The sequence below is a fragment of the Krasilnikovia sp. MM14-A1004 genome (assembly GCF_047159485.1).
Classification (GTDB): domain Bacteria; phylum Actinomycetota; class Actinomycetes; order Mycobacteriales; family Micromonosporaceae; genus Actinoplanes.
Map to the genome: position 1 here is coordinate 3,905,171 of NZ_AP038773.1, position 22,720 is coordinate 3,927,890.

At 72.7% G+C, this 22,720-nt stretch carries 11 protein-coding genes; 6 read left to right on the forward strand and 5 right to left on the reverse strand.

Translation table 11 applies throughout. The features are described 5' to 3' along the window. Window positions 1-117 precede the first annotated feature (117 nt). From ACMCNN_RS16980 to ACMCNN_RS16990, 3 genes are all read left to right on the forward strand, one after another. Window positions 118-1,689 carry a DHA2 family efflux MFS transporter permease subunit gene (locus ACMCNN_RS16980; RefSeq protein WP_412741472.1) on the forward strand — a complete coding sequence of 524 codons (1,572 nt, stop codon included), beginning with the start codon at window positions 118-120 and terminating at the stop codon, window positions 1,687-1,689. A 68-nt stretch (window positions 1,690-1,757) separates the two neighbouring features. Continuing rightward, window positions 1,758-2,435 (forward strand): hypothetical protein, encoded by a 678-nt coding sequence (locus ACMCNN_RS16985; protein WP_412741473.1) that lies wholly within the window; start codon window positions 1,758-1,760, stop codon window positions 2,433-2,435. Between the two features lie 122 nt (window positions 2,436-2,557). Beyond that, window positions 2,558-3,043, forward strand: coding sequence for a hemerythrin domain-containing protein (locus ACMCNN_RS16990; protein ID WP_412741474.1), 486 nt, complete (start codon window positions 2,558-2,560; stop codon window positions 3,041-3,043). An 85-nt stretch (window positions 3,044-3,128) separates the two neighbouring features. Here ACMCNN_RS16990 and ACMCNN_RS16995 read toward each other — a convergent pair whose 3' ends face one another. From ACMCNN_RS16995 to ACMCNN_RS17005, 3 genes are all read right to left on the reverse strand, one after another. After that, complete coding sequence (locus ACMCNN_RS16995) at window positions 3,129-4,943, reverse strand: dynamin family protein (protein WP_412741475.1); 1,815 nt, start codon at window positions 4,941-4,943, stop codon at window positions 3,129-3,131. 121 nt (window positions 4,944-5,064) lie between these two features. Next, entirely contained in the window at window positions 5,065-6,735 is a 1,671-nt protein-coding gene (locus tag ACMCNN_RS17000; protein ID WP_412741476.1) for a hypothetical protein, read from the reverse strand. Between the two features lie 144 nt (window positions 6,736-6,879). Further along, on the reverse strand, window positions 6,880-9,210 hold the full coding sequence (locus ACMCNN_RS17005; protein WP_412741477.1) for a LuxR C-terminal-related transcriptional regulator: 2,331 nt from the start codon (window positions 9,208-9,210) through the stop codon (window positions 6,880-6,882). A 327-nt stretch (window positions 9,211-9,537) separates the two neighbouring features. On the opposite strand from ACMCNN_RS17005, the gene ACMCNN_RS17010 reads away from it, so the two are divergent. Both ACMCNN_RS17010 and ACMCNN_RS17015 read left to right on the forward strand, forming a co-directional pair. After that, window positions 9,538-11,007 (forward strand): dynamin family protein, encoded by a 1,470-nt coding sequence (locus tag ACMCNN_RS17010; protein ID WP_412741478.1) that lies wholly within the window; start codon window positions 9,538-9,540, stop codon window positions 11,005-11,007. Between the two features lie 81 nt (window positions 11,008-11,088). Beyond that, a complete protein-coding gene (locus ACMCNN_RS17015; RefSeq protein ID WP_412741479.1) occupies window positions 11,089-13,152 on the forward strand; it encodes an Hsp70 family protein in 2,064 nt (687 codons plus the stop codon). Here ACMCNN_RS17015 and ACMCNN_RS17020 read toward each other — a convergent pair whose 3' ends face one another. Further along, window positions 13,153-14,802, reverse strand: coding sequence for a diguanylate cyclase (locus tag ACMCNN_RS17020; RefSeq protein WP_412741480.1), 1,650 nt, complete (start codon window positions 14,800-14,802; stop codon window positions 13,153-13,155). It lies immediately after the preceding gene. 266 nt (window positions 14,803-15,068) lie between these two features. Between ACMCNN_RS17020 and ACMCNN_RS17025 the strand changes: the two genes are divergently transcribed. Further along, window positions 15,069-20,549 (forward strand): carboxyl transferase domain-containing protein, encoded by a 5,481-nt coding sequence (locus ACMCNN_RS17025; RefSeq protein WP_412741481.1) that lies wholly within the window; start codon window positions 15,069-15,071, stop codon window positions 20,547-20,549. A 49-nt stretch (window positions 20,550-20,598) separates the two neighbouring features. On the opposite strand, the gene ACMCNN_RS17030 is transcribed toward ACMCNN_RS17025, so the two are convergent. Then, complete coding sequence (locus ACMCNN_RS17030; protein WP_412741482.1) at window positions 20,599-22,719, reverse strand: (Fe-S)-binding protein; 2,121 nt, start codon at window positions 22,717-22,719, stop codon at window positions 20,599-20,601. Window position 22,720 lies beyond the last annotated feature (1 nt).

Genomic DNA, 22,720 nt, shown 5'->3' on the forward strand with positions numbered 1-22,720 from the left:
CGAAATACGGGTGCCCGTGGCCGACCGGGGTGAAACCATGTTCGGTGCTCTGTGCCGAGCGCAGCCGAGCCGGGCGCACGGCATCTCGACATCTGCCCAACCCACCGGGAGCTTCACGTGACTGAACAAGTCGCCACCCCACCAAATAAACTTGATGCCGCCGTGCTCAAGATCGCCGGAGTGGTGGTGCTGGGCGCGATCATGTCGATCCTCGACATCACCGTCGTCAGCGTCGCGCTGCCCACGTTCCAGGTCGTGTTCGACGCCACGTACGCCGAGGTCGCCTGGACGATGACCGGCTACACCCTCGCCCTGGCGACGGTGATCCCGCTCAGTGGCTGGGCCGCCGACCGGTTCGGCACCAAGCGGCTGTACATGCTCGCCCTGCTGCTGTTCACGGCGGGCTCGGCGCTCTGCGCCACCGCCACCTCGATCGAGCAGCTCGTCGGCTACCGGGTGCTGCAGGGCCTCGGCGGCGGCATGCTGATGCCGCTCGGCATGACGATCATGACCCGTGCCGCCGGGCCGCAGCGGATCGGCCGCCTGATGGCCGTCCTCGGCATCCCGATGCTGCTCGGCCCGATCTGCGGCCCGATCCTGGGCGGCTGGCTGATCGAGGCCAAGAGCTGGGAGTGGATCTTCCTGATCAACGTCCCGATCGGTGCGATCGCCCTGGTGTACGCCTTCTTCGCACTGCCGAAGGACAACCCCCAGCCGTCGGAGTCGTTCGACTTCCTCGGCATGCTGATGCTCTCGCCCGGTCTGGCGCTGTTCCTCTACGGCGTGTCGTCGTGGCCGGAGGCCGGCTCGTTCACGGCCACCAAGGTGTGGCTGCCGATGGTGTCCGGTGCGCTGCTGGTGATCGCGTTCGTCTTCTACTCGTTCAAGCCGAAGCACCCGCTGCTCGACCTGCGGCTGTTCCGCAACCGCAACCTGACGGTCTCGGCGCTCTCGCTGTTCGTGTTCATCATCGCGTTCATGGGCGCCGGGCTGCTGTTCCCGAGCTACTTCCTGCAGGTCCGGGGCGAGTCGACGCTGCACGCCGGGCTGCTCATGGCCCCGCAGGGCATCGGCGCCATGCTGACCATGCCGATCGCCGGGATGCTGGCCGACAAGATCCCGGTGGGGCGTACCGTGCCGTTCGCGATGGCGCTCATCGCCGCCGGGTTCTTCACGTTCACCCAGGTCGGCACGGACACCTCGTACGTGCTGCTGTGCGGCTCGCTGTTCGTGATGGGTCTCGGCATGGGCGGCACCATGATGCCGATCATGACGTCCGCGCTGCGTACCCTGCACCACAACGATGTGGCGCGCGGCTCGACGCTGGTGAACATCCTGCAGCAGATCGGCGGCTCGATCGGTTCGGCGACCATGTCGGTGATCCTGACCAGCCAGCTGAACAAGTCCACCCCCATCCCGGGGGTGACCAACCCGAGCACCGGAGAGCCGGTCACCGAGGCGCAGGCGGCGATCGCCAGCCACCACGTGACGCTGCCGCTGCCCCCGGCGGTGATTCAGCAGGGTCTGGAGTTCGTGGCCAAGTCGTTCGCCACGACCTTCTGGGTCGGGTTCGTGCTGGTGCTGCTGACGTTCATCCCGATCGCGTTCCTGCCGCGCAAGCGCCAGGCACCGCAGCAGGGCGACCCGAACGCCGAGGGCTCCGTCGAGACGCCGGTGATGATCCACTGATCGGTTAGGGGGTCGCTGGGGGAAGTCCCCCTTGCCGGTACCCGTGGTGATCTACATACAGTAGTGGCATGGCACCGGCGCGATCCCTTCACGAGATCATCGCGGGGTTGACCGGCTCCGCCGGGACCTCGGGCGATCTCGCGGCCGTGCTGTCGGCCGGTGGCCATCCGGACCTGCCGGAGGATCTCCTCGCCGAGGCGGTGGTCAGTTTCGCCGACACCGCCCCGGCCGAGGTCGCCGAGCATCTGGCGCCGTTCGTCATGGCGCACGGTCCGATCACCGAGGGCGACGCTGTGGCGGGTGGGATCGGCGATCTGCCCGATCTGCTCGCCACCGCCCCGGTGGCGGACGTCGACCAAGGTCCGGACCTGACCTCGCCCGAGATCGACCCACACGTCGATTTCGGCGGCGGCCATGACTCGCAGGCCGATGTGGGCGGCGGCCATGACGCGGCCCTCGCGCACGGCGACGGCCACGGCGCCGACCACCACGGATGGGCGCCGCTGGAGATGGCGTTCGGCCACGGGCACGAGCACGACCACGCGGCCCTCGTCGACGACTTCCGGGTCGATGCCGTGGCCCCGGATCCCGACCCGGAGCCGTTCGGGCACGCCGACCACGAGCCGCACCACCTGCCGGATCTGCCCGACGCGGCGCCGCACCACGAGCTGTGGGAGGTTCCCGCGCTGCCCGATCACCACGTCCCGGAGATCGACGACCTGGACGACCACGACCACCACAACTGAGGCCGGACGGGGCACGCCGGGGTTTGCGCCCGCGCTGAGACCATGATCGGATATCGGCAGCATCGCGTGCCGGTGGCGGGCAGCGTCAGGCATGGAGGTGCGGAACCGAAGGGCCGCCATCAGTGGCTTCCCCCGACCGCGCGGTCGCGCTCAGCCGACAACTCGCACAGGCACATCAGGACCTCCGTCGCCGGATCGACGACCTCAGAACCCACCCCGGGCGACCACGACCCGACAACGACGCTCTGCCGACCCACTGCCTGGCGTTCTGCGCGGCGTTGACCGCGCATCACCATGGCGAGGACACGGGGATGTTCGCCGAGCTGCTGCGCGAGCGCCCCGACCTCGCGGGCACCATCGCCAAGCTCGTGGAGGACCACGGGATGATCGCGTCGATTCTGTCCCGGGTGGCCGAACTCGCCCGCCGGGCCGCCGCCTCCGACGACGGCGGGACGGAAGCGATCCGCCGGGAGCTGGACGGACTCGCCGCGATCATGGAATCGCACTTCGCGTACGAGGAACGGGCGCTCGGCAGCGCGCTCGACCGCGGGGCACCGACCACGGCCCGGGCCGACCGGGTGTTCAGGTTCCGCGACGACACACCCTGACGGCTCGGGGCCCGCCCGGCTGGACGCCGATCGGCCGGCTGGACCGCGAGCGGCCGGCTGGAGGGTGAGCGGTCCTCCGGCCGGGTCAGGACGCGAGGGCGGCCGCGTGTTCCCGCAGCTGCCGCAGGCGGTCCAGCTCGGCGGTCAGATCGCGCAGCCGGCTCTCGCGTTCCTCCGTGGTGCGCTTGGCCGCCTCGGACGCGGCGCTCAGCGCCCGGGCGTTGGACCGGGACAGCTCGTCGGCCAGCTCGCTGTAGTGGTCGCGCAGCTGACGCTGGATGCGGCGCAGGGTGTCCCGGGAGTCCTTGGTCATCACGAAACTGACCTCGTCGCAGTAGCGGCGGATCGCGTTGCGCGCCTGGTTCTGCCGGTTCGTACGCTGCCGGGTCTTCTCCTCGCGCAGGCCCTTGCGGCCCATCACCAGGCCGATCCCGATGCCGATCGGGCCGAGGGCGATGCCGGCCAGCGTGCCGAGCATGGTGAACATGAGCGCGCCGCCGTAGGCGCTCTTGAGCGCCACCATCGCCTGCTTGCCGATCTTCATCTTCGCCAGCTCGATCTTGTGCTCGACCTCGGCGGTGCCGGCCAGCGGCACCGGGTCGGCGACCGCGACGTGGCGCAGCACCTGACCCGCCGCCTGCGCGAAGTGGGTCGCCACCTCGTCGCTGAGGCTGATCGCCCGGTCGCGCAGGAACATGTAGTTGGCCAGCACTTCCTGGGAGACCCGTTCCTTGAGCCACCGTTCGGTCTCCGGCCAGTCGTCGGCCGGGTCGCCCTCCTCGATCAGCGTGTCGGCCTCCTCGATCAGCCGCCGGATCCGGCCGCGCAGGTCGTGGTCGATGTCGGCGTTGAGATCGGCGATGCCGTCGCCCAGGGTCTGCTGCCACTTCGCCGCGGCGGCCTTGAGCCCCTCCACGCGGCGCTTCACCTCGGCGAGCTCGTCCATCACGGTGGCCGCGGAGGCCGGGTCGGCCAGCGCGGTCCGTTCGGCCGCGAACTGGCTCTCGATCTGCTCGCAGATCCCGACGACCGAGGCGCCGGCCTGCGCGGCGGCTCGGGCGGCCGCGCCGCCGGAGACTCGCTGGGAGACGAACGTGACCAGCTCCGGGAAGCCGGACTCAGCGTTGAGTTCCTTGTCCCCGGCGGCGACGGCGCGCAGCCGCAGGTCGGAGGAGACCGGAATGATCGGCATCTCCCCCACCGCCCGCAGGTGCCCCTCGTCCAGATCCCGGATCTTCCGCCAGTACGGATAGAAGTCGGTCTTGGTGAGCACACACACCGCGGTGGCGCACACCTCGCGGGCCTGGCGCAGGAACTCCACCTCACTGCGGGTGAGTTCCTGGGCCGCGTCGGTGACGAACAGGACGGCGTCGGCCATGGACGCCGCGGTCAGGCTGGCCGCCGAGTGCACAGAACCCAGGCCGCCGACACCGGGCGTGTCGACGATGACCAGGCCGCTGGAGAGCAGCTGGCGCGGCAGCCGGACCTCCACGCCGGTGACTCCCTCGACCGCGCCGCCGGCCTCCTTCTCCAGGACGTAGTCGCGTACCCGGTCGACGGGTACCGTCTCGCGGCGCGGCGGGACCTCGTCGAGGAGCACCTCCGCGGAGGGTTCCTTGCCGTAGCGGACGTAGGTCGGCAGGGCGGTCGCGACGTCGTCGTTGACGGGGCAGACCTTCGTGCCGACCAGCGCGTTCACCAGGGAGCTCTTGCCCTGTTTGAACTCACCCACGACGACGATGTGCACCGCCGGGTCGGCCAGCGTGGCGCGTACGGCGGCGAGCCGGGGGCCGAGGTCCGGCCGGCCGTACGCCTCGCAGGCGCGCTGGGCGAGGTCGACGATCTCTGTCGCCCGGCGCAGCGTGTCGTCGGCTCTGGCTGGTGCCGTGGGTGCGGTCAACGTCGTTCCTCCCAATCACGGTAGGGGTACGGCGAGAGCGGAGGCCGGGTGCCAGTGCGGCGTGGTGGGTCGGTGAACCCACCACGCCGCTCTGCTGTCATCCGGCCCGTTGCCCCGTGGATCAGGCGTGGTGGCCCGGGTCGACGCCGGCCGCGTCGTGGGACCCGTCGAAGTGGTCGGCCTGCTCGCGGATGATGTGCGAATCGTCCCCGTGGATCGAGTCGTGCGACTCGTGGGAGTCGTGCGTGTGGAACGAGTCGTGGCTGTTGAACGAGTCGTGCGTGGACTGGTCGTTGAAGGAGTCCTTGGTCGACTCGTCGTTGAACGAGTGGTTCGTGGAGTTGTCGTTGAACGAGTCCTGCGTCGTGGTCGCGTTGCCACCGGAGGCCACCGACGAGTCGTGGACCTGGGAGTCCGTGACGTTGGTCTGGCTGCCCCCACCGAAGTTGAGGTTGATCGGGCCCACCGCGCCGCCGGACCCGCCACCGGCGTTGCCGCCGACACCGGCGCCGCCCGCGGCACTGCCTCCGACCGCGTTGCCGCCGTCGCCGCCGTCCCCGCCGTCACCGCCCTGGCCCTGGCCGAAGCCCGAGCCACTGCCGCGCAGGCCGACCCCGACGCCCGCGCCGACCCCGACGCCCGCCGAGCCGCCCGCGCCGTTCCCGCCGTCGGCGCTGGCGTCGCCGCCAAACCCGCCGGAGCCGCCGGTGCCGTTGGCGGTGCCGCCCGCGCCGCCGCTGGTGTCGATGTCGAACTGGGCGGCCTGGTTGTGGTCCCCGACGACGGCCTTGTCCACGTCGTCCGCGACGATGCCGGTGTTGTCGCCCAGCACGGCCTTGTCCACATCGTCGCCGACGATGCCGTGGTTGTCGCCCAGGACGGCCTTGTCGACGTCGCCGTTGGCCTGAATGCCGGAGTTGATCCCGGTGTTGACCGCGCCGGTGATGTCGTGCCCGGCGGTCACCGCGTTGTCGCCGGTGTTGCCTGTCACGTCGCCGTTGGCGGCGTTGCCGGCGAACGCCCCGTCGCCGGTGGCGCCGGTCACGTCACCGGAGCCGGTGCCGACCACTGACCCGTCGCCCGTGGTGACCTTGTCGCCGCCGACGACCTCCACGGACGAGTGGTCGCCCGTGACGCCGATCGCGTCGCCGCCCGCGGCCACCGATCCACCGGTCGCGGCTACCTGCGTGCCGTCGCCCTGCTGGGCAACCGCGCCGTCGCCGGTGGCGGCGTTGACGTCCCCGTTGCCCGTGGTGGCGACGTTGCCGTCTCCGGTCTGGTTGACGTTGGTCGCGGAAATGTCGATGTCGCCGTGGACCGGCCCGTCCACGTCCACGTCGACCGAGTTGTCGATTTTGGACGAGTTGTCGGTGAAGGTGCGGGAGTTGTCGATGAAGTTCTGGGTGGTGAAGGTCTGCGCGACCTGGGTCACCTGCTGGACCTGCTGCACGCTCGGCGCGGAGGCGGCCGAGCCGCCCGTGCTGCCGCCACCGCTGTATCCGCCACCGCTGTAGCTGCCACCGCTGTAGCCGCCGCCGCTGTAGCTACCGCCCGAGCCTGCGCTGTAGCCGCCGCTGCTGTGCGCGGAGTGGTCGCTGCCGTGGTAGGCCGCGTCCGTGACGATCTGGTTGAGGTCGACCGAGTTGAGCGTCTCAGGGTCGATGTCGTTGGCGGCGAAGGCACCGGACGGGTCGGCGAGGAACTTCGCGACCTCCGCGTCGCTGCTGAACACCTTCTCGAACAGCGCCCGGATGTTCTCGATGATGAGCGGGGTAACTTCGACTGCGGCCATGATGTCTCCTGTATTCGGGCCCGCCCCGGTGGTCGGACAACTGCAACTCTGCGGGTTGTAGCCGATGCCTCGCATCGGGGCTATCCCCCTTCCGGCAGGAGGGGGTTAGGGGGTGGTCCCGGGTGGTGGCTCCACCCGGCGGACCTACGGCTCCGCCGGCAGCAGACTACGCAGCGCAGCGATCATCTCGGCCCGGTTGCCGGCACCGAGTTTGGCACGGATCCTGGCCACGTGGTGTTCCACCGTCTTCGGCGACAGGTAGAGCTGCGCGCCGATCTCACGGTGCGTACGGCCCGCCAACACCAGCTGTGCGACCTCGACCTCCCGATCGGACAGGCTCCCCCGTCCCCCGTCCGGGGGTGACTCGTCCGCCGGCGCCTCCGGCCGGGACAGCTCCCGCGCCCGCTCCAGCAGTCGCCGCGCGGCCGCCGGATCGCCGGTACGGATGGCGGCCTGCCCGAGCAGCCGTGACGCCTCCCACGGCAGCTCGGCCGCGACGAGTTCCGCGGCGTCCTCCAGCACCTCGTCCGCGGGTACGTCACCGGTGAGCGTGGCAGCCCAGCGGACGGCGGCCCGGCGCTGCGCCCGCTGCCGGGCCCCGGAGGGTTCGAGGCCGGCGAGGTGCGCCGCGGCGGCCGACGCGGCGGGCTGATCCTCGCCGACGACGGCGATCTGCAGCCGGATCCAGCCCAGCGACACCGCCCAGGCGGCCGGGCCGCCGAGCCGGTCGACGATCGCGGCCAGGTCGTCCAGCACCGGCGCGATCCGCCGGTGGTGGCGCAGCCGGGCGGCGGCGACCAGCAGTTCCTCGACCATCTCCAGGTGGAACAGGTCCACCGCGCGCCGGGCCAGCACCGGCTCGGCCAGCGCCCACGCCGCGCGCAGCTGGGCGATGTCGCCCCGCCGCCGGGCGATCCCGGCGGTGAGGCAGGCGAGGGTCAACCGCTCCCGGCCCGGCAGCGCCGTGCCGGTCAGCCGGTCCAGTTCGGCCAGGGCCGTGTCGTACCGGCCGGCCCGCAGCCGCGCCCACGCCAGCAGCGTGCGGTGCCGGTCCCGGGCGGCGGGCCCACCGGCTCCGGCGGTCAGCGCCCGTTCCAGCAGATGCTCGGCGGTCGCGGTGTCGCCGGCGGTGACCGCGACCAGCGCGCCGAGGGCGTGCGGCAGGTCGGGCAGCGGGACCGCCGGCGGAGCCTGCTCGTACGCCTCGGCCGCCTCGATCAGCAGCGGCAGCGCCGTCGCGGGGTCGCCGACCGCCAGCGCCGCCTCGGCGAGACGGCGCAGGGGCAGCGGGGCCGGGCCGGTCGCCGCGCTGCGCGCCGGTTCGGGTTGCCCGGTGGCGATGAGCGCCGCGACGGCCAGCACCGGGCCCGGCGGGGCGGTGCCCAGCAGCGCCTCGGCGGCCCGGCCGGGTCTGCCGTCGCCGGCCGCGGCGGCACCGGCGACGATGGCCAGGCGGGCCGCGTCGGACTCCGAGGCGGTCGCGGCGTCCAGGTCGACGGGCAGGCCCAGCAGGACGGCCGCCTCGGCCCGGCCGGCGGCCAGCACGGCCGGGTCGGCGCCGGAGTTGAGCGCCTCGTCGTACCAGGACAGGGCGCGCTCCGGCGCGGTGAAGCGCAGCAGGTCGGCGGCGCTCCGGTAGACGTCGGCCGCCGCGGGGGTACGCGCGCGGGCGGCGCGCAGCTGCTCCGCGGCCCGGACCGGGTCGGCGTCGGTGGCCAGCAGCGCCGCCGCCACGGTGTCGTGCAGACGGCGGCGCTCCGGCGCGGACTTCTCGGCGAGGACCGCGCGGGCGACGGCCGGGATCATCCGTTCCCCGTCGGGCGTGAGCAGGCCCTGGTCGCGTAGCGCACGGGTCGCGGCGGCCGTCCGCGCCGGGTCCAGCCGGGCCGCCGTACCGATGGTGTCATCGCCGAGGTCGAGCCCGAGGGCGAGGATCGCGGCGAGGTCGGCGGTGTCCCGGTCGGGTCCGGCGAGGCGGCGCTGCAGCCGCGCGACCAGCGCGGCAGGTGTGCCGTCCGGGTCGGCGGCGACCATTTCGGCCACGGCGGGCAGGCCGCCCGAGGCGGCCTGTACGGCGGCCACGTGCGCCGCCGACGCCGCCCGGCCGATCGCGGCGCTGACCAGCGCCGACATGGCGTCGGGGGCGAGCGGGCCGAGGTGTTCGACCGGCCCCGTGGCGGCCAGCGCCTCGTCCAGTTCGGCCAGTTCCGGCCCGCTGATCGTGGGGCGGCGGGCCATCGCCATCGGCACCCCGGCGCGGGCGGCGGCGGCCAGCGCCCGCAGCGGCTCCGGGGGCAGCCGGTGCGCGTCGTCGACGAGCACCAGCGCGCCGTCGGCGCGGGCCCGGGCGAGCAGCGCGTCCAGGTCCGCGACGGTGGTGAAGGCCACGGGCAGGACCGGCCCGCCGGTGGCGGCGGCGAGCTCGCGGAGACGGCGGGTACGCCCGGCGCCGTCCACCCCCACCACGACCGTCACCCGCGTGTTCCCCCTCGCCCTTGTCGACCTGGCAGTTTACGGCCGATGGTCGCACCGTCCGCGCGGCATGCCCCGGCCGGTTGCCGTCGTCACCAGGCCGCCCGGCGCCGTGCGGCGTCCCACGCTGGGCTGATCGGCCAGGGGTAGGTGACTGGGGGCACCTTGCTCGGACCGGCTCGGGTCCGCGAGGCTTGCTGACAGGTGGCATGCTCTGGGCGGCTATGGGCCGGTCGGCAGGCGAGGCAGGCGCGGGAACAGCGGCGACGTGAGGATGTCCGAGTTGGTCAGGATGTGTGTGGTCGGGCGGCGGTCGGCCGCGGTGACCCGATGAGCCTGGTCGACCGTACCCGCAGTGTGCTCGGGCAGGCCCTCGACGTGTACCGCGGGACGCCGTACGAGCGGCGGCTGACCGCCGTCCGCGACCGGCTCGACGAGCCGCTGCGGGTGGCCATCGCGGGCCGGATCAAGGCCGGAAAGTCCACGCTGCTCAACGCGCTGGTCGGGGAACGCCTGGCGCCCACCGACGCGGGCGAGTGCACCCGCATCGTCACCTGGTACCGCGACGGGCACACCTATCGGGTGACGGCACAGCCGTACCAGGGTCCGCCGCGGCAGCTGCGGTTCAGCCGCGAGGACGGCGCCATCGAGCTGGACCTGGGCGGCCTCGGCGTGGACGAGGTGGCGCAGCTGGACGTGACCTGGCCCTCGCAGGCATTGCGGACCGTGACGCTGATCGACACGCCGGGTATCGGTTCGCTGTCCGAGCAGACGTCGCAGCGGTCGTGGAGCCTGCTGGCGCCGGACGACGAGGAGACGCCCGCCGACGCCGTCATCTACCTGATGCGGCACCTGCACAGCAACGACGTCGAGTTCCTGCGGGCCTTCCACGACGTGGAGGTGTCGCGGCCCAATCCGGTCAACGCGATCGGCGTGCTGTCGCGCGCCGACGAGATCGCGGTGGGCCGGCTCGACGCGATGGCCTCGGCGCGCCGGGTCGCGGGCCGGTTGAGCACCGATCCGAGCGTGCGGCGGCTGGTGCAGTCCGTCGTACCCGTGGCGGGTCTGCTGGCCGAGACCGCGGCGACGCTCACCGAGGTGGAGTTCGCCCGGCTGCGCAAGATCTCGCAGCTGCCGCCGGCGCAGGCCGAGCAGCTGCTGCTCACCGCCGACCGGTTCGCGAACACGATGCCCGAACTGGGCATGACCTCCCTCGAACGGGAGGCGCTGCTGGGCCGCTTCGGCGTGTTCGGGCTGCGGCTGTCCGCGGCCCTGCTGCGGCACGGCACGTGCGGCACCGCGACGGAACTGGCCCGCGAGCTGATCGAGCGCAGCGGCCTCGGGCAGCTGCGCGAGGTCCTCGGCTCGCTGTTCTTCGAACGCCGCGACGTTCTCAAGTCCCGCTCCGCGCTGCTGGCCCTCGCGGAGGTCAGCCGGGTCAGCGACCGGCCGGGCAGTGCGCGGGTCGCCGCCGGGGTGGAGGAGATCATCGCCTCGGCGCACCCGTTCAACGAGCTGCGCGTGCTCTCCAGCCTGCGCGCCGGATGGGTGACCGGCAAACCCGACGTCATCGCCGAGCTGGAGCAGCTCATCGGTGGCGCCGGAGCCGCTGTCCACCAGCGGCTGAAGCTGCCGCCCGACGCCTCCGGCGCGGAGCTGGACGCGGCGGCGGACGCGGCGCTCCTGCGCTGGCAGCGCCGGGCCGAGAATCCCCTGACCTCGGCGGAACTGGCGGTCGCCGCGCGGGTGGCCGTCCGGTCCTGCGAGGGCATGATCGCCGACCGGCGGCGGCTGCGATGAACCGGCTGACGCGCCCCGGCGTTCGCCCATACGACAACCTGATGAGCCCTGACCTGATGACCATAATCGGAGCATCCATCGATGTACGCGCTTGGCATTGACCTCGGCACCACGTTCACGGCGGCGGCGATCTGGCGCGACGGCCGGGCGGAGACCGTGTCGCTCGGCGACCGGAGCGCGGCCATCCCGTCGGTGGTGCTGTTGCGCCAGGACGAGACGTTCCTGACCGGCGACGCGGCGCACCGCCGGGGATTCTCCGAGCCGCAGCGGGTGGCCCGCGAGTTCAAGCGGCGGCTCGGCGACACCACGCCGATCCTGCTCGGCGGCGTGCCGCAGTCGGCGGAGGCGCTGATGTCGCGGCTGCTGCGGTGGGTCGTCGACGAGGTGTCGCGCCGGGAGGGCAGCCGTCCTGCCGTGGTCTGCGTCACCCACCCCGCCAACTGGGGTCCGTACAAGATGGACCTGCTGCGGCAGGCCGCGCGGATGGCCGACATGGACGTGCCGGTCACGTACGCCAGCGAGCCCGAGGCCGCGGCTGTCAACTACACCCAGCAGCAACGCGTCGAGCAGGGCACTGTCGTGGCCGTGTACGACCTGGGCGGCGGCACGTTCGACGCGGCGGTGCTGCGCAAGACCGCGACCGGGTTCGAGGTGCTCGGTCAGCCCGAGGGCATCGAGCGGCTCGGCGGCACCGACTTCGACGCGGCCGTCTTCAACCACGTCCGTACGGCACTGGGCGGCAAGCTGGAGGAGCTGGACGAGGACGACCCCGCGGTGATCAACGCGGTGGTGCGGCTGCGCGACGAGTGCGTGCAGGCCAAGGAGGCACTGTCGTCGGACACCGACACGACCATCCCGGTGCTGCTGCCCAATGTGTCCACGGAGGTCCGGCTCACCCGCGCCGAGTTCGAGGCGATGGTCCGTCCGGCGCTGCACGGCTCCGTCGAGGCGCTGCAGCGGGCCATCCGGTCCGCCGACTGTGACCCGGACGAGGTGCACTCGGTGCTGCTGGTGGGCGGCTCGTCGCGGATGCCGATCGTCGCCCAGCTGGTCGGGTCGGAGGTGGGCCGCCCGGTGGTGGTCGACGCCCACCCGAAGCATGCGGTCGCGCTCGGCGCGGCCTGGCTGGCGGGCGGCGATCTGGCGAAGCCCGCGGGCGGGTCGGCGCGTCCGGTGACGCCTGCCCCGCAGGCGGCCCCCGCAGCCCCCGCAGCCTCCGCGGCCCCGGCGGCCCCCGCCACCCCGCCCCGCCAGCAGGCGGCACCGGTCGCCCCGCAGGGCCGGCCGCCCGCGGCTCCGCCCGTCAGCCCGGCGGCGCCCACACCCCCGCCCGTCGCGAGTCCGGCGGCGGCCCCGGCGCCGCCCGTCGTCAGCCCGGCCGCATCCGGCGGGCCGGTCCCGGCGACGTATCGCGGCGGGTCCATGACCCCCGATCCGTCGACGCGCGTGCTCCATCCGGCCCTGCCCGCCGCGACCGTGGTCGGCAACGCGGCCATCCCGGCGCCGGGCGCCGACCCGGCCGGGCAGGGTGGGCAGACCGGGCGGACGTTCGTGTCGGCCGCCGCATCCGGCTCGGCGGCGAAATCCCGGCGGGGCCGCACGGCCCTGCTGGCGGCGGGCGCGGTGCTGGTCGTGCTGCTCGGCGGCGGCGCCACGGCCTGGGCGTTGACGAAGAACGGTACGGCGGGCGACGGCCGCACGAAGACGGGCGCCGACAAGGCCGCGGCCGCCTCGACTCCCGCGGTGCCGGCCGACGAACAGTGCACGGACGAAATCACGAGTAACCCGCGCTGGGTCTGCCTCACCTCGGCGACCATCTCCGACGGCAAGCTCACCGTCGAGTACAACGCGGACTTCGACGGCACCCCGCCCGCCATCAAGGGCGGATACCACCTGCACCTCTACGGCAGCGACGGCACCAACCCGCCGGACGAGATCATGGGCGAGCAGGCCGGCAACCAGCGGGGTTCCTACTACGTCGATGACCAGGAGCCGTCGGTGGTCCCGACCAGCGACCCGCGCTACACCAAGTCCGTCGGCGACGCGCCGAAGGTGTGCGCCCGGATCGCGAACTCCCACCACGGCCTCGTGCCCGACAACCAGGGCACCTACAAGACCGGCAACTGCGTACCGATCACGCGGTAGTCACCGCGCCGGGTCGGCCATGACCCGGTTGCGGCCGGTGCGCTTGGCGGCGTACAGGTTGCGGTCGGCCTGCGCCAGCAGCGCCGACGGGCTGGTCTGGCCGTTGGCGGCGGTGGTCAGCCCGAGGCTGGCGGTCACGGTCATCCGGCCGGTGATCGGCCGCCAGTCGTGCGCGGCGATAGCCTCGCGCAGCTGTTCGCAGCGCCGGTGCGCCTCGTCGGCGGGCAGCTCGGGGAAGACGAGCACGAACTCCTCACCACCGAGGCGCCCGGCCAGCGCCGACCCGTTCGCCGCGTCGGCCAGCAGGCCGGCGATCTCGATGAGTACGGCGTCGCCGGTGGCATGCGAGAGCGTGTCGTTGACCCGCTTGAAGTGGTCGAGGTCGACCAGGGCGGCCGAGATCGGGGTGCCGGCGCGCTCGGCGTGCTCGATGAGGATGGCCAGCCGCTCGTCGATGTAGCGGCGGTTGTACAGGCCGGTGAGCGGGTCCCGCTCGGCCAGCTCCCGGAACCGGGCGCTGTCGCGGCGGGCCTCCTCGTTCTCGAACATCGCCTGCATGGCGCGGGCGCGGGCCTCCCGCTGGGCAGACAGCAGCGACTGCGTCGCGGCGTAGAAGCGCTCGAACTCCTCGTACGCCTCCCGGTAGCGGCCGGTGGCCGCGTACAGCTGGGACTGGGCGTGGCGGACCTGGGCGCGCCCGGCGGCGACTCCGCGGGCGTCGCAGAGCAGGCCGGCGCGGTCGAGGGTGGCCTGCGCGGCCGGGTAGTCGCCGCGCAGCCGTTGCGCCTCGGCCGCGGTGAGCAGCGCGGTGGCCAGCATCAGGCCCTCGCTGATCAGGTACTCGGCCTCGCCGGTCAGCACCGGCTGCAGGGCCGCCTCGGCCTCGGCGTAGTGCCCGCGCGACAGCTCGATGCGGGCGATGGTGTCGAGGATGTGGGCGCCGAGGGTCAGGCCGTGGCGGGTGCTGACCGCCTGCAGCTCGCCCAGCATGGCCTGCACCCGCGCCTCGTCGCCGTCCTCGTACGCCGAGTACGCCATGTTGTTGAGGATCTGCAGCACCATCTCGTGGTCGCCGGCGGCCGCGGCGATGTCGTGCGCCTGTTCGGCGCGCCGCCGGGACTCGTGCGTGGAGCCGTTCTCGTGCAGCAGCATCGCCAGCACCTGCAGGTGCCGGGCCCGCAGCCGCGCCGGTACGTCGGCTTCGGTGTGCGCCACCGCCTGCACTGCGTGGGTCAGCGCGTCGGCCGAGTCACCCACATGGCGGAAGAAGCCCGCCAGCAGCAGATGGCTGCGGGCCAGCAGGTACGCGTCGCCCTGTTCGGCGGCCCACGCGTTGACCTGCTGGGCGATGCGGCCGGACTCGGCGGCGTCGCCGTCGCGCCGCAGCACGTCGGCGCGGATCAGCCGGGCGCGCATCTGCAGGTCGGGCCGGTGCAGGGTGACCGCGAGCTGTTCGGCGTGCGCGGCGGCCGGCCCGGTGGTCCGCAGTTCCTCGGTCCGGACCATCTCCAGGGTGTGCAGCCCCGCGGCCAGCCGTTCGGCGGCCCGCGGGGTGTCCGGCGACACCCCGGCGAAGAGGTCGGCAAAGCGGTCCGTCGATGGATCGACGGCCGCAGCGGCATCCTTGACGCTCAGCACCCTGTCACGCACATCGAACGACGGTAGGTACGCCGCGTTGCCCCGCGACCGCCGATTGCGGTGCAGTCCGGGTGCGCCGGACCCGGCGCATCCCTGCCCCCGGAGTGGCGGATGCCATGCCGCCCTCGGCGGCCTCGCCGCCAACCCCTACGGTCTGAGGGAGGCCATAGGGGCGTTTAGGGGGTCTCCAGAACGTAGCGTCCCGGTGTAGAAAGGGCCGCGACGTACCGGCAACCCCGGCGTCGCACCTGTTGTAGAACTGCGAGGAGAGTCAGCCGGTGTTCAAGCGCGTCGCGATCGTCAACCGCGGGGAGGCCGCGATGCGGCTGATCCACGCCGTACGGGACCTTTCGGCCGAGACCGGAACGCGGATCGAGACGGTCGCTCTGTACACCGACGAGGAGCGCTCCGCGACCTTCGTCCGGCAGGCGGACATCGGCTACCCGCTCGGTCCCTCCTCGGCCCGGCCGTATCTGGATCACGCCGTGCTGGAACGGGCGCTGGTGGAGTCCGGCGCCGACGCCGCGTGGGTGGGCTGGGGATTCGTCGCCGAGGACCCGGCGTTCGCCGAGCTGTGCGAGCGGATCGGGGTCACCTTCGTCGGCCCGAGCGCGGAGGCGATGCGCAAGCTCGGCGACAAGATCGGCGCGAAGCTGATCGCCGAGGAGGTCGGCGTGCCGGTCGCCGCGTGGAGCCGCGGTGAGGTCGCCACGCTGGAGGACGCGCTGCGCGCCGGTGAGGAGATCGGCTACCCGCTGATGCTCAAGGCGACCGCGGGCGGCGGCGGCCGGGGCATCCGCATGGTGGCCTCGCACGCCGAGCTGACCGACGCGTACGAGCGGACCAGCCAGGAGGCGCTGCGGGCGTTCGGCTCCGGCGTGGTGTTCCTGGAGCGGCTGGTCACCGGTGCCCGCCACGTCGAGGTGCAGGTCATCGCGGACGGGCAGGGCACGGCCTGGGCGCTGGGCGTACGGGACTGCTCTGTGCAGCGGCGCAACCAGAAGATCATCGAGGAGTCCGCGTCGGTGGTGCTGGCCCCGGAGCAGTCGGCCGAGCTGAAGGCGGCCGCCGTGCGGCTGGCCCTGGCGGTGGACTACCGCGGCGCGGGGACCGTGGAGTTCCTGTACCAGCCCGCCGAGAAGCTGTTCGCGTTCCTGGAGGTCAACACGCGGCTGCAGGTCGAGCACCCGATCACCGAGATCACCACGGGTACCGACCTGGTCAAGCTGCAACTCCATGTCGCGGGCGGTGGCCGGCTGACCGGCGAGCAGCCCGCCGAGAGCGGCCACGCCGTCGAGGCGCGGCTCAACGCCGAGGACCCGGACCGGGACTTCGCCCCCGCGCCGGGCCGCATCGCCCGGCTGGCGCTGCCCGCCGGGCCGGGCATCCGGGTGGACACCGGCGTCTCGGAGGGCGACACCATCCCGGCCGCGTTCGACTCGATGATTGCCAAGATCATTGCGTACGGGCGGGACCGTGACGAGGCGCTGGGACGCCTGCGCCGGGCGATGACCGAGACCACGGTGATCATCGAGGGCGGCGCCACCAACAAGAGCTTCGTGCTCGACCTGCTCGACCAGCCCGAGGTGATCGACGGCAGCGCCGACACCGGCTGGATCGACCGGGTACGCGCCGCGGGCCGCCTGGTCACCCACCGGCACTCCGCGATCGCCCTGGCCGCCGCCGCCATCGAGGCGTACCAGGACTCCGAGGAGGTCAGCCGCCAGCGCCTGCTGGAGACCGCGCACGGCGGGCGCCCCCAGGTGCAGCACGAGAGCGGTCGCCCGCTGGACCTGAAACTGCGCGGGGTCGGCTACCGCGTGCAGGTCGCCCGCGTGGGCCGCAAACGGTTCCGGGTCGGCATCTCGGCCGGCGCCGACGTCCGGTCCGTCGACGTCGAGATCGAACGCTTCGACGAGCACAGCGGCCAGCTGGCGGTCAACGGCCACCGGTTCCGGCTGGTCACCGCGACGCACGGGCCCGTGCACCTGGTCGAGGTCGACGGCGTCACCCACCGGGTCAGCCGCGACGAGGGCGGCGTGGTCCGCTCCCCCGCGCCCGCGCTGGTCGTGGCGACGCCGCTGGCGGTCGGCGACGAGGTCGAGGCGGGCGCGCCGATCGTGGTGCTGGAAAGCATGAAGATGGAGAACGTGCTGCGCGCGCCGTTCCGCGCCCGGGTCCGCGAGTGCCCCGTCTCGGTGGGCAGCCAGGTCGAGACCGGCGCCCCGCTGATGCGCCTGGAGCCGCTCGACGATGACGCCGATGCGGGCGCCGACGAGTCCGCGGACGCCGTCGAGCTGGACCTGCCCGCCGAGCGGACCGACGTGCCCGCCGCCGTCCGGGTCGAGCGCGGCCTGCAGGACCTGCGCAGCCTGCTGCTCGGCTACGACGTCGACCCGCACGACCGCACCCGGGTGCTGGCCGGGTACCTGGCGGCCCGGGCCGAGCTGGGCGGACGGCCGCTGCCGGGCGAGCTGGAGCTGCTGACCGTCCTGGCCGATCTGCTGGAGCTGAGCCGCAACAAGCCCGCCGGCGAGGTCGAGGTCGAGCCGGGCAGCCCGGTGCACAGCCCGCGCGAGAACTTCCACAGCTACCTGCGCAGCCTCGACGTCGAGCGGGCCGGGGTCACCGAGGAGTTCCAGACCCGGCTCCGGCAGGTGCTCGGGCACTACGGCGTGACCGACCTCGACCGTACGTCCGAACTGGAGGACGCGGTCTTCCGCATCTTCCTCGCCCAGCGCCGGGTGTCCGCGGACGTGGCGATCGTCTCCGAGCTGCTGCGGCAGTGGCTGGCCGGGCCGACCCCGGCCGAGCCGCTGGCCGAACGCGCCGGGCTCACCCTGGAACACCTGATCGAGGCCACCCAGGTACGCTTCCCCGCCGTGTCGGACCTGGCCCGCGGCGTGGTGTTCCGCTGGTTCGCGCAGCCGCTGCTGCGCCGCAACCGGGCCACTGTCTACGTCGAGGTCCGCGACCACCTGCGCCACCTCGACCAGAACCCGCACGCGGGAGACCGCGCCGAACGGATCCAGGCCATGGTGGCCAGCGCCGAGCCGCTGGTGCGCCTGATCGGCCAGCGGATCGGCCGGGCCGGGCGGGACCACGCCCCGCTGCTGGAGGTGCTGACCCGCCGCTACTACGGCAACCGCGGGCTCTCCCGGGTCGCCACGCGCGACGCCGCGGGCTGCCGGTTCGTCACCGCGGAGCACACCGGCACCAGCGGCGTGACCCGCGTGGTCACCACCGCCGTGGACGTCGCCGCCCTGCCGCGCGCCATCGGCGCGATCGGCACGTTCGTCGACGGGGTCACCGAGCGCGGGCTGGTCGCCGACGTCTACGTACGCTGGGACGAACAGCCGGACGCCGACGCCACCGCCCTGCGGCTGGCCGAGGTGCTGGCGACCGCCCCGCAGACGGCGGCGCTGCGCCGGATCACCATCACGGTCGCCGGGACCAGCGGCGTGATCCACCACCACTTCACGTTCCGGCCCGGCACGGACGGTCTCGCGGAGGACCGGCTGATCCGCGGGCTGCACCCGCAAATCGCCCGGCGCCTGCAACTGCAGCGGCTGGCCGAGTTCGACCTCACCCGCCTGCCGTCGGTCGACGAGGAGGTCTACCTGTTCAAGGCGGTGGCCCGCAGCAACCCGGCCGACGAGCGGCTCATCGCGATGGCCCAGGTCCGCGACCTCACACCGCTGCGGGACACGGAGGGGCGGCTGGTCGCGCTGCCCGCGCTGGAGAACACCGCCGCCGCCGCGCTGGACGCGATCCGCGACGTCCAGGCGCAGCGCCCGCAGAACAAGCGCTACGACACCAACCGCATCTTCATGTACGTCTGGCCGCCGACCGAGCTGCCGACCCACGACCTGAAGGCGCTGGTGCACCGCATCCTGCCGACCACCGCGGGGGCGGGGCTGGAGGAGGTGCAGTTCCTCGCCCGGCGCCGCACGCCCACCGGTGACCTCACCGAGGTCGCGGTCCGGGTCACCCTGGACCCCGGCAACGGTGCGCAGTTGCACATCGGCGAGCCGTCCACCGAACCGGTGCGCCCGCTGGACGACTACCGGCAGAAGGTCCTGCGCGCGGCCCGGCGCGGCAACCTGTACCCGTACGAGCTGACCGACCTGCTGACCGGGCCGGACGGCCGGTTCACCGAGCACGACCTCGGCGACGACGGCAAGCTGGTGCCGGTGACGCGCCCGAAGGGCCGCAACACGGCGGCCATCGTCGCCGGGGTGGTCACCACGCGGACCGTACGCCACCCCGAGGGACTCACCCGGGTGGTGCTGCTCGGCGACCCGACCAAGGCGCTCGGCGCACTGTCCGAACCGGAGTGTGCGCGGGTCATCGCCGCGCTGGACCTGGCCGAGCAGATGCGGGTGCCGCTGGAGTGGTTCGCGCTGTCCGCGGGCGCGCGGATCTCCATGAACTCGGGCACCGAGAACATGGACTGGGTCGCGGCCGCGCTCAAGCGCATCGTCACGTTCACCCAGGACGGCGGCGAGATCAACGTCGTGGTCGCGGGGATCAACGTGGGCGCCCAGCCGTACTGGAACGCCGAGGCCACGATGCTCATGCACACCAAGGGCATCCTCGTGATGACGCCCGACTCGGCGATGGTGCTCACCGGCAAGCAGTCGCTGGACTTCTCCGGCGGCGTGTCCGCGGAGGACAACTTCGGCATCGGCGGCTACGACCGGGTGATGGGGCCCAACGGTCAGGCCCAGTACTGGGCGCCCGACCTGGCCGCCGCCCGCGACGTGCTGATGGCCCACTACGACCACACCTACGTGGTGCCCGGTGAGGCGGGGCCGCGGCGGGCCGCCACGGACGACCCGGCGGACCGGGACATCTCGTCGTTCCCGCACGCGGTGGCGGGCAGCGACTTCGCCACGGTCGGGCAGATCTTCTCGGCGGAACACAACCCCGACCGCAAGAAGCCCTTCGACATCCGTACGGTGATGCGCGCCCTCGCCGACTCCGACCACGCGGTGCTGGAGCGCTGGGCGGGGATGGCCGACGCGGACACCTCGGCGGTGCAGGACGTCCACATCGGTGGCTGGCCCGTCTGCCTGATCGGCATCGAGTCGCGGTCGGTGCCGCGGCGCGGCTTCCCGCCCACCGATGGCCCGGACACCTACACGGCGGGCACGCTGTTCCCGCTGTCGTCGAAGAAGACCGCGCGGGCGATCAACTCGGCGTCCGGTAACCGGCCGCTGGTGGTGCTGGCCAACCTGTCCGGCTTCGACGGCTCGCCGGAGTCGATGCGCAAGCTGCAGCTGGAGTACGGCGCGGAGATCGGCCGGGCGATCGTCAACTTCGACGGCCCGATCGTGTTCTGCGTGATCTCCCGCTACCACGGCGGCGCGTTCGTGGTGTTCTCCAAGGCGCTCAACCCGAACATGACAGTGCTGGCGCTCGAAGGATCGTTCGCGTCGGTGCTGGGCGGCGCACCGGCCGCCGCCGTGGTCTTCTCCGGTGAGGTGAACAGCCGCACCGCGAACGACCCGCGGGTGACCGAGCTGCAGGCGCAGGTCGGTGCGGCCAGCGGTGCCGAGCGGGCGGCGCTGAACGCGCGGCTGGCCGAGACGCACTCGGCGGTACGCGCGGAGAAGCTGGGTGAGGTCGCGGCCGAGTTCGACCGGGTGCACAGCATCCAGCGTGCGGTCGAGGTCGGCTCGGTGGACGCCATCGTCAGCACCGCCGAGTTGCGGCCGCGCATCATCGAGGCGATCGAGCACGCCATGAAGCGCTGACGCGCCGACGCCGGGCTACCGGATCTCCGATAGCCCGGCGTCGCCGGTGCTACTTCGTGTCCTCGCCGCGTACCGATCGCAGCAGCAGCTCGGACACGTCGGCGACCCGCACCTCCTCGGCCGCCCTACCCTGCTGCTTTCGGGTGGCGACGCCGTCGGTGAGCATGCTGATGCAGAACGGGCAGGCCGCGGCGACCACCTCGGCCCCGGTCTCCAGCGCCTGGTCGGTGCGGGCCTCGTTGATGCGGGTGCCGAGCGGCTCCTCCATCCACATCCGGGCGCCGCCCGCCCCGCAGCAGAACGACGTCTCCCGGCTGCGTTCCATCTCTGTGAACTGCAGTCCCGGCACGCTGCCCAAGACGTCGCGGGGCGGCTCGAAGACCCGGTTGTGCCGCCCGAGGTAGCAGGGGTCGTGGTAGGTGACCGCGGTGTCGACGGGGTGTGCCGGGCGCAGCCGCCCGTCGGCCACCAGCCGGGACAGCAGCTGGGTGTGGTGCACCACCTCGAAGTCGCCGCCGAGCTGCTGGTACTCGTTGCCGATCGCGTTGAAGCAGTGCGCGCAGGTCACCACGATCTTGCGGGCGCCGACGGTGGTCAGGGTCTCCACGTTCTGCCGGGCCAGTTCCTGGAACAGCATCTCCTGGCCGAGGCGGCGGGCGGAGTCGCCCGTACAGGTCTCGCCGTCGCCGAGGACCATGAACCCGACGCCTGCCTCGTGCAGGAGTTCCGCGACCGCGCGGGTGGTGCGTTTGGCGTTCTCGTCCAGCGCGCCCGCGCAGCCCACCCAGAACAGGTACTCGACGTCGTCGGGCAGCCGTTCCTCACCGTTCGCGCCGAAGACGCGTACCTCGAAGGGCAGCCCGGCCGTCCACTCCAGGCGGGCGTTCGCGCCGCGGCCCCACGGGTCGCCGGCCCGTTCGAGGTTGCGCAGCAGGACGTTGGCCTCCTTCGGGAACTGCGACTCGATGAGCACCTGGTAGCGCCGCATGTCGACGATGTGGTCGACGTGTTCGATGTCGACCGGGCACTGCTCGACGCAGGCGCCGCAGGTGACGCAGGACCACAGCACGTCGGGGTCGATGACGCCGCCGTCGGCCACGGGCGCGACCAGCGGCCGTTCCGCCTCCGCGCGGACGTGCTCGGGCAGCTTGTCCCGTTCGGCGTCCGAGGACGCCAGCAGGTACGGCGCCTTGTCCAGCGCGTGGTCGCGCAGGCTCATGATGACCAGCTTGGGGTTCAGCGGCTTGTCTGTATGCCAGGCCGGGCACTGGGACTGGCAGCGGCCGCACTCGGTGCAGGAGCCGAAGTCCAGCATGCCCTTCCAGGTGAAGTCCTCGATCGCGCCCCGGCCGATCTTGTCGTCCTCGTCGGGGTCCTCGAAGTCGACGGGCTTGCCGCCCGAGTACACAGGCAGCAGCGGGCCGAGCCCGCGCGGGCGGCGCGAGAACAGCACGTTGAGCGGCGCGAGACCGATGTGCAGGTGCTTGGAGTGCACGACGATGACGAGGAACGCCAGCACGGCGCCCAGGGACAGGAGGATGCCGACCGTCTCCAGCACCTCGTTGGCGGAGTCTCCGGCCGGTGCCAGCAGCCGCCCGACCGCCTCCGAGGCGAACGCCCCGTTCGGGAAGGGGAAGTTGCCGGTGTTGACCTGGGCGCCGCGGTAGAGCAGCAGCGTCCACATCACATTGAAAATCATGAACAGTACGAGCCACGCCGCGCCCAGGTGGGACCCGAAGAACCGCGACCGCCGTCCCTCCCGCTGCGGGCGGTGGCGCAGCCGGATGCCCGCGAAGACGACCAGTGAGACGAGGACGGCCACGATGAACAGGTCTTCGAGGAAGCCCAGCCAGGCCTGCGTGCCGATGATCGGGATGTGGAAGTCAGGGTCGAACAGCGCCCCGTAGCCCTCGACGATCGTTGCGCCGAGGATCACGAATCCCCAGAACACCGCGAAGTGCGCGACGCCGGGCACACTCCACGTCAGGAGCTTGCGCTGGCCGAGCACCTCCGTCACGATCGCCCATCCGCGAGTGCCGAGGTCTCTGGTGCGTTCGGGTTCCGCCGGCTGCCCGGTGCGGGCCAGCCGGTAGAGGGTGAGGATCCGCCGCCCGGCCAGCACGAACGCGACCGCGGTCAGCGTCAACCCGAGCACCAGTCGTACCGTCACG